This window comes from Streptomyces sp. SM1, from assembly GCF_002910825.1.
Taxonomy (GTDB): Bacteria; Actinomycetota; Actinomycetes; order Streptomycetales; family Streptomycetaceae; genus Streptomyces; species Streptomyces okerensis.
Genome location: NZ_NEUB01001029.1, coordinates 1 through 8,953 on the forward strand (window position 1 = coordinate 1; position 8,953 = coordinate 8,953).

At 68.5% G+C, this 8,953-nt stretch carries 7 protein-coding genes; all 7 read left to right on the forward strand.

Annotated features, from left to right (window positions below; translation table 11 throughout):
• Window positions 1–336 (forward strand): transposase family protein (locus B9S61_RS37085; RefSeq protein ID WP_146064862.1); only part of this gene is annotated, 336 nt, incomplete at its 5' end.
• Window positions 337–436: 100 nt separating this feature from the next.
• Complete coding sequence (locus tag B9S61_RS41855) at window positions 437–688, forward strand: hypothetical protein (protein WP_219820005.1); 252 nt, start codon at window positions 437–439, stop codon at window positions 686–688.
• Between the two features lie 241 nt (window positions 689–929).
• On the forward strand, window positions 930–1,172 hold the full coding sequence (locus tag B9S61_RS37095) for an acyl carrier protein (RefSeq protein ID WP_219820006.1): 243 nt from the start codon (window positions 930–932) through the stop codon (window positions 1,170–1,172).
• Between the two features lies 1 nt (window position 1,173).
• Window positions 1,174–2,070 (forward strand): thioesterase domain-containing protein, encoded by an 897-nt coding sequence (locus B9S61_RS37100; RefSeq protein WP_146065043.1) that lies wholly within the window; start codon window positions 1,174–1,176, stop codon window positions 2,068–2,070.
• A gap of 84 nt (window positions 2,071–2,154) precedes the next feature.
• Complete coding sequence (locus B9S61_RS37105; RefSeq protein ID WP_103546088.1) at window positions 2,155–6,261, forward strand: type I polyketide synthase; 4,107 nt, start codon at window positions 2,155–2,157, stop codon at window positions 6,259–6,261.
• A gap of 26 nt (window positions 6,262–6,287) precedes the next feature.
• Window positions 6,288–8,012 (forward strand): SDR family NAD(P)-dependent oxidoreductase, encoded by a 1,725-nt coding sequence (locus B9S61_RS37110; protein ID WP_103546089.1) that lies wholly within the window; start codon window positions 6,288–6,290, stop codon window positions 8,010–8,012.
• A 47-nt stretch (window positions 8,013–8,059) separates the two neighbouring features.
• A partial coding sequence (locus B9S61_RS37115) for a transposase (protein WP_146064868.1) occupies window positions 8,060–8,953 on the forward strand: 894 nt, incomplete at its 3' end.

Genomic DNA, 8,953 nt, shown 5'->3' on the forward strand with positions numbered 1-8,953 from the left:
GACACCACCTGCGCACGGGCCCACGGACTGGTCGACGCCCTGAACCGGCTCGCCGCCACCCTGGGCGTCCCCACCCTGACCGACCTCGGCTACGAGAACGCCGGGCCCGGCTTCCGTCACCCGGTCAAGAAGCCCAAGGGCGGTGAACTCGCCGAGCCCGACCAGGCGTTCAACGCCGTGATCCGAGGCGTCCACGCCGTCGCCGAACGTGCCAACGCCCTGCTGAAGGTCACTTTCAAGGCCCTGCGCAGGGTCAGCCTCGACCCCTCGGCCATCACCCGCATCGCCCGAGCCGCCCTCGTCCTGCTCCAGCTCGAGCACGACCGCACCGCCTGAACGAAGATCACAAAACGTCACGAGGCGTTACCGAGAAGAGTTCAATGACCTGCAGCAACTGGAAAGCGCCAAGGACTATTTCCTCACGCTCGACTCCGGCGTGCAGATCCGTGAGGAGTGCATCATCGAGGACATCTCCTACCGTCACCCGGTCTTCTCGGCGCCCACGCGAAAGCTGCAGTCGGATATGTACTCGATCAACGAGTCCGGGTCGAGGGTAAAGCTGGCCGGCTCCTATTTTCACTCCAGGAAGATGGGGCCGGACATCATCGGGTCGCACGAATCCGCTTTCGACTCGGGAAGTGCAGCTGCCGAATCCGTTCTGCGATCCGCTTCTTCGGGCCGGCAGTAGAGCCAGCTCGGCTCAGAATCCTTGGGAGGACTCATGGAAATCCCTGTGCGTTCCGAAACCGACGCCTATCGGTCGGCTACTGCCGGATTCGCGTTGCGGAGCCGGATCGTTGAGGGGCTGTCCTCGCAGTTGGGGCTCCTCTCCGTCGACATCGGCCCAAGTCAGCGGTTCTCCTACGCCGCATCAGAGAGAAAGGACTACCGTGCCCGAAAATTCCATTGGTGAGCGAAATGCTGCCGCCTTGACTGATCAGGCCGTCCAGGAATGGCTGGTCGAGAAGGTGGCACATAAGCTGGGAGTTCCGCAGTCCGAGGTCAATCCGGATCAGTACTTCGACGAGTTCGATCTGGATTCCACCGAAGCGCTGGTGCTCTCCGGCGAGCTGGAGAACTGGCTCGGCTTCGAGCTGGAGACCACCGCGCTGTGGTACCACCCGACGATCAACGAGCTCTCCCGCTACATCGTGCAGAAGCAGGGGGAGTAGCGTGCGGCCTAGGGCCCGTCAGCCGGCGCCGCTGGTACGGGCGTTCACGGAGGGCGGCGGCCAAGACAGCAGTTCGGCTCAGTCCGGACGGGTGGTGGTCGTCCACCCCGGTGCTCTGCCCACAGACCACTATCGAGAGCTCGCGGCGGCCCTGCCGCCACGGACCGAGCTGCACGTGGTGGACCTTGAACAGGTGCCGGAGTACTTCCAGGCGGCGCTCGACGGAGGGCGATCCGATCTCACGGTCTCTGGTGTCGCCTCGCGCGCTGCGGATGCGCTGCGCTCCCGAGGACTTCTCTCCCGTCCGTGGACGCTGGTGGGCTGGTCCTTCGGTGGAGTCGTCGGGCACGCGCTCACCTCGTTCCTTTCGAGCGCTGAACTCCCGCGCCAGATCGTGCTGTTGGACAGCGTCGCGCCGGTGCCGGAGTACACCCGTGGCAACGACGAGATCGGGCCGGACTTGGTCATCCCGTGGTTCTGCATGTACCTGGCCGCCAAGCGAGGCGGCGCTGTTCCGGTACCCCGAGAGCTTGCGGCCGGTGGCGATGTGGACGTTGACACGCTGCTCCAGGCGGTCCTTGAGGCGGCTCTGGAGCACGGAGCGCTGCGACCGGGTACGACGCTGCCCGGCCTGCGGAAGGTCTACGACACCTACCTCGACGGGCTGCGGCGCAACAACCGGCTCGCCGAGGACTTCGCACCCGCCCGGGCGCGCGTCCCGCTGACTCTGCTGCGGCCCGAGCGCGGACTGCTGGCCACTCCTGATCCGCTGGGCTGGGAACAGCTCAGCGATGACCTCAGCGTCGAGCGCACACCCGGTGACCACTACTCGATGCTGCGCGAGCCGGTGACCGCGAAGCTTGCGGCTCTTGCCGCCGTTCCTGCCGGACACCTGTAGGGATTCGCGCATCCCGGGATGTCGTACCCCGCACCACTTTCCTCGTTCTTCCCCCAACCCCTGCCCACGCGGCATGGAGTCGTCATGGTTCAGCACAGCACCGGAAGCCGAAAGCTCGGCGATACCCCCATCGCGATCGTCGGTCTGGGCGCGCTCTACCCGCGCTCCGGCGACCTCGGTGAGTTCTGGAACAACATCGTCGATGGCAATGACTGCCTAGAAGACGTACCGGAGACGCACTGGCGCATCTCCGACTACTACGACCCCGACCCCAGCGCACCGGACAAGACCTACGCCAAGCGGGGCGGCTTCGTGCCGACGGTCCCGTTCAATCCGATGGAGTTCGGACTGCCGCCGAACACCCTGGAAGTCACCGACGTACTCCAGCTGTTGAGCCTGATGGTGGCTAAGCAGACGCTCCGCGACGCGGGCGCTCTCGACGCCCCCTGGTACGACCCCACACGCACGGGCGTGATCCTGGGGATCACCGGTGCCAACTCGCTGACCCAGCCGCTGGCCGCGCGTCTGCAGACCCCCGTTCTCAAGGAGGTCGTACGCAGCTGTGGTCTGTCTGAGCGGGACGCGGACGAGATCGCGGCCAAGTTCACCAAGGCATTCGCACCGTGGGAGGAGAACTCCTTCCCCGGCATGCTCGGCAACGTCGTCGCGGGACGCATCGCCAACCGCTTCGACCTCGGCGGCACCAACTGCACCGTGGACGCGGCGTGTGCGAGCTCGCTGGCCGCCGTGCACATGGCCGCGTCCGAGCTGGTGTCGGGGCGCGCGGACCTCATGCTCACGGGCGGGTGCGACGCCGAGAACACCATCCTGATGTACCTCTGCTTCTCGAAGACGCCCGCGTTCTCGAAGAGTGGGCGCATCCGCCCGTTCGACGAGGACAGCGACGGCACCCTCATCGGCGAAGGCACCGGCATGCTCGCCCTGAAGCGGCTCGAGGACGCGGAGCGGGACGGCGACCGCATCTACTCGGTCCTCAAGGGCATCGGCACGTCCAGCGACGGCCGGTTCAAGAGCATCTACGCACCGCGCCGGGAAGGGCAGATCACCGCGCTTCAGCGGGCGTACGAGGACGCGGGCTTCGGCCCCGAGCAGGTCGGCCTGCTGGAGTGCCACGGCACCGGTACGTCCGTCGGTGACCTGACCGAACTGACCGCCCTGCGTGACGTGTACGACGCGGCCACGGACGAGCGGCAGTTCGCCGCCGTGGGAAGCGTCAAGTCGCAGATCGGGCACACCAAGGCCGCAGCCGGCGCGGCCGGTCTGATCAAGGTTTCGCTGGCCCTGCACCAGAAGGTCCTGCCGCCGACGATCAACGTCGAACAGCCTCGCAAGGCTGTGGACTTCGAGAACTCTCCCTTCTTCCTGAACACGTCGTCCCAGCCGTGGGTGGCCGACCCTGCCCGGGACCGACGCCGTGCCGCGGTGTCCGCCTTCGGCTTCGGCGGTACGAACTTCCACTGCCTGTTGGAAGAGCATGATCCTCAGGGCGCGGGTCTGACCGCGCTAGGTCCGACGGCGCGGGTCTACGCATGGCACGCTGCCGACCCGCAGGCGCTGCTGGCCGTGTTGGAGGCGGGCGGCGACGTCACGACTGGTGCGGACCAGGACGGACCCGTTCCCGCCGAGCACGCCCGTCTCGCTCTGGTTGCCCGTAGTCCGGAGGAAGCGGGAGAGCTTCGCGCCGCAGCCGCCGAACACCTTCGCGCTCACCTCGACACCGCGGATTTCACCTTGCCGCGTGGCGCCTACTACCGCAGGTCGGCGCTCGGAGAAGAAGGCGGCAAGATCGCCGCGCTCTTCGCCGGCCAAGGCAGCCAGTACGTCGGGATGGGATCCCGTACCGCCATCTCCGTCCCTCCCGTGCGGGCGGCATTCGACGCGGCTGCCCAGGAGTTCGCCGGAACGCAGCCGCTGCGAGGGGTGGTGTTCCCGCCAGCCGCCTTCGACGGCGAGACGAGGCAGCGGCAGCAGGAGGCCCTGCGCCGAACCGACTACGCGCAGCCCGCGATCGGCGCCCTCGCCGCGGGGCAGTACCGCTACCTCACCGAACTCGGCTTCGCTCCTGACGGAGTGCTGGGCCACAGCTACGGTGAACTCACCGCCCTGTGGGCCGCTGGCAGCCTCAGCGACGAGGACTTCTTCAGGTTGTCCCGGGAGCGCGGCAAGGCGATGGCCACCCGTCCCGAGGGCAGCAGCGACCCCGGCACCATGGCGGCGGTCAAGGCCGACACGGACCGCGTGGAGGAACTCGTCGCGCACCACGATGACGTCGTGGTGTGCAACGTCAACGCACCACAACAGGTCGTGGTCGGCGGCGGCACCGACGCTGTACGCGCCTTCATCGACGCGTGCACGCGAGAGGGCGTAGAGGCGCAGGAACTGCCCGTCGCCGCCGCGTTTCACACGCGGTTCGTCGCCCACGCTGTCGAGGAGTTCAAGCCCGCGGTGGCATCGGCACGCGTCCGCTCGCCGCGCATCCCCGTGTTCGCCAACACGCCCGATGCCTCCTACGGCAAGCGCATCGCTGCCAACCGCGAGGTGCTCGTCGGCCAGCTCGCTGCCCCGGTGCACTTCGCGCCGCGACTGACGCAGATGTACGACGACGGCTTCCGGGTGTTCGTCGAATTCGGCCCGAAGTCCGTGCTTTCCGGACTGGTGCGCCAGACCCTCGCCGACCGCCAGGACGTCGTCGTCCTCAGCGCCGACTCCGGCCCGGGCGGTGACGGTGACCGTCCACTCAAGCAACTCGCCGCACAACTGCTCGTGCTGGGTCTCTCGCTCACTCAATGCAACCGATACTCCGCAGACTTCGAGTCGGCGCTGCCGGTGGAGGGGATGACGATCCCGTTGAACGGTGTGAACTACGTGCCCGAGGCTCGCCGCGAGGCATACCAGCAGTCTCTCGAGAACGGATACACGATCGAGGTTCCGCAGCAGGCCGGAGCGCCCGCCCCCGCCCCGGAGCCCGTCGCTGCCGCACCCGTCGCGCAGGAGACGCCTGTGGCGCCGTCGGCTCCGGTGGCCACCGCGGTGCCCTCGCAGGCCACGGTGCTCGGCGCCGGGTTCGTCACCACGGGGATGGTGGCGTCGGAGCACCTGACGATGCACCGGGAGTACCTGGAAGGCCAGTTGAGGGTGGCCGACCGCCTCAGCGGGGTGCTGCGCGAGGAAACCGCCCGGGGCGGTCTCGACGACGGCGTGATCGCGGGAATCACCGCCGTCACCCAGCACAGCCTGGCCATTGGGCAGAGCCACGTCCAGGCCAGTGAGGTGCTCCGTAGCCTCGCGCACCTGGAGAGCGGGGTCGCTGTCGGGAACGGCACCGCACTGAACACCGGTACTGCTGCGCTTCCGCCCAGCACTTCGTACAACACATTCGCGGCGGCATTGGCGCCCGCCCCGTTGGCCCCGCAGGCACTGGCTCCGGCTCCGGCTCCTGCCGCGCTGGCGCCCACCACTGTTGCTCCAGTGCCTACGGCTCTGCCATCGTCCCCGGTCGTACCCGAACCGTCCCCCTCCACCCCGCAGGCTGCTCCCGCGCCCGTGCTCACGGGCGCCGCTGCGAGCGAGAGCGCGTCGATCGACGAGGTGCGTCGGGTGTTGCTGGAGAGTGTGTCGGCGAAGACGGGTTATCCGGCGGAGATGCTGGATACGTCGATGGATGTCGAGGCGGATCTGGGGATCGACTCGATTAAGCGTGTGGAGATCATGGGGGCGTTGCGGGATCGGTTCCCGGGGTCGGAGTCGGCTGCACCGGAGCAGCTTGCCGAGTTGCGCACGCTGGACGACATCATCACCTTCGTCTCCGGCGCCAGCGGCGCCTCGGACACAGCTCCGTTGTCTCCGGCAGAGTCTGATCCGTCTTCCGGCGCTTCTGGCGAGGTGTCCGTCGACGAGGTGCGTCGGGTGCTGTTGGAGAGTGTGTCGGCGAAGACGGGTTATCCGGCGGAGATGCTGGATACGTCGATGGATGTCGAGGCGGATCTGGGGATCGACTCGATTAAGCGTGTGGAGATCATGGGGGCGTTGCGGGATCGGTTCCCGGGGTCGGAGTCGGCTGCACCGGAGCAGCTTGCCGAGTTGCGCACGCTGGACGACATCATCACCTTCGTCTCCGGCGCCACTGCCGAAGGCTCTGCGGCGGAGGTGGTGTCCGGCCCAAAAGCCTGAACTCCGGCATCGGGCGCCTGCAGGCCGTGGTGACCCAGCTGCCGGTCGCCGACATTGTGCCCGATGTCTACCGGTCCGAGCCGGTCGCCCTGGTCGCGGGCACCGGGGAACAGCCCGGACCGCTTGTCTCCGCGCTGCGGGAGCGCGGCTGGACCGTGCACACCGGCCGGTCGGTTCCCGACGGCGTGGACCGGCTCGACCTGGTCGTCGACTGTGTCGAAGGCTCCGACCCTGACGCCCAGGCCGCCGCTCTTCGCGACTCACTGCTGCTGGCCGGCACAACCCAGCCGCTGCTCGAGCGGGCGGCGCAGGACGGACGGGCCGCCTTCGTCACCGTGACCCGGCTGGACGGCCACCTTGGCCTGACGGGTGACGCGTCCGTGACGAGGGCCACGCTCGGCGGCGCCTTCGGGCTCGTCAAGACGCTCGCGATCGAGGCGCCCACGGTGTTCTGCCGGGCCCTCGACTTCGCTCCCGCTCTGTCTCCCGAGGCATGCGTCGAACTGTTCCTGGCCGAGGTGCACGACGCGGAGCTCGAACTCACCCAGGTCGGTCACTCGACGGACGGCACACGACGCACCGTGGACCTGGCCCCCGCGACCGACGAGTCCCTACCCGGTGAGCCGGGAGCCACCGAGCCCACCGCGGACGACCTGTTTGTGGTGACGGGAGGCGCCCGCGGAGTGACGGCGGCCTGCGCCATCGGGTTGGCCCGTACGTACCGGACGAAGCTGCTGCTTCTGGGCCGTACGCCGCTGGCCGACGAACCAGCCTGGGCGGCAGGGGTGCCTGTCGACCGGTTGCGTGCTGAAGCCGCCGCCGAGGTCAAGCGCGGCGGTGGCAAGCCCACTCCCCGCGAAGTGGAACGGATGGCCCGCGAGTTGATCGGTCAGCGCGAGATACGGCAGACACTCGCGGAGATACGCCAGGCCGGGGCCGAGGCCGAGTACCTCGCGGTGGACATCACTGACGCCGCAGCCGTCCGCTCGTCGCTCGCGCCGCACCGCGAGCGGATCACCGGCGTCGTGCACGGTGCGGGGGTCTTGGCGGACACGCTGATCAAGGACAAGAAGGCCGTGGACGTGGAGCGGGTGCTCAGCACCAAGCTCACAGGCCTGCGCAACGTCATCGAGGCACTTCCGGACGAGGTGCTGCAACACGTCTTGCTCTTCTCCTCGGTTGCCGGATTCTTCGGGAACCGTGGTCAGTCGGACTATGCGATGGCCAACGAGGCGCTCAACCGCTGGGCGTGCGCACTTCGAAAGCGGACCCCCAAGGCTCGTATCACTTCGGTGAACTGGGGCGCCTGGGCGGGCGGGATGGTCACGCCCGCCCTGGAGGAGATGTTCGCCGCTCGCGGTATCCCGCTCATCCCGCTGGGCGAGGGCGTGGGCTATTTCGTCGAGCAGTTCTCCGAGGAGCGCGCGGCCGACACCGTCTGTGTCGTGGGACCCAACTCCCCCCTGTCCGTCCGGGAATCCTCTCAACTCCCGGACAGCGTCCTGGTGTTGACCCGGCCGCTGGCAGCCACTGCCGCCGCCCCCGTGATCGCTGATCACGCGATCGGAGGGGTTCCGGTGCTGCCGGCCACTGCTGCGATCGGCGGGGTACTTAATGCGGTGCGCCGCGCGGTGCCTGGTGCCGGGGTCACTGGTGTACGCGGATTCGCGGTGCACAAGGGCATCGTCTTTGACGACACCCAGGACTCTGGTGCGCAATTCGTGACGCGGAGTCCGGTGGCTGCGGCATGATCGGCCCTGCGGCCGGTTTCCCCGTTCCTCGGCCGCAGGGGTGAGAGATGTCGATGCAGCCCAAGGCCCTGCCACCGGTACCGGAGCAGACCGCGAAGATCGCCCGCAAGGCTTTCCCCAAAGGGAGCCTGCCGATACGGGTCCGCGACCGGCTGGCCGAGGTGTTCGCCGACGAGCCGTTCGCCGAGGCGTTCGGTACGCGCGGCGCCCCTGGGCTGTCGCCGGGTGTGCTGTCGCTGGTGACGGTGCTGCAGTTCGCTGAGAACTTGACCGACCGGCAGGCCGCGGCCATGACGGTGCGGGCCATCGACTGGAAGTACGCCCTCGGGATGGAGCTCGCCGACACCGGCTTCGATCACACCGTGCTGCCCCGCTTCCGCGCCCGCCTTGCCGAACACGGCCTGGAACGAGTGGTGTTCGACCGGCTGCTGGAGTACTGCAAGGATGCCGGCCTGGTGGCCGCCGGCGGCAGGCAGCGCACCGACGCCACCCACGTCATCGGCGCGGTGCGGGACCTGAACCGCACGGAGCTGGCCGGGGAGAGCGTCCGCGCGGCCCTGGAAGCACTCGCGGTCGCGGCACCGTCCTGGTTGTCGGACACGATCGACGTGGCGGAGTTCGCCCACCGCTACGGCGAGCGGATCAACGGCTGGACGATGCCGTCGTCCCAGACCAAGCGCGAGAAGCTGGCCCACGTCTTCGGCCAGGACGCCCTGACGCTGTGCCGGGCGGCCTACGCGCCTGCCGCCCCGCCCTGGATCCGCGACATCGAGGCCGTGCAGACCCTGCGGCAGGTGCTGGTGCAGACCTACTACCTGCACACCGATGCGCGCGGGCGGGAGGTGGTCAGGAAGCGGGAGGCCGAGACAGACGGCGTCCCGCCCGGCAGTATCCGCCTGGCCTCCCCCTACGACACCGACGCGCGCTGGGCCGCCAAGGGC

Coding starts and splice junctions, on each gene's coding strand:
- B9S61_RS37105 (WP_103546088.1), top strand. CDS start 2,155: ATGGTTCAGCACAGCACCGGAAGCCGAAAGCTCGGCGATACCCCCATC.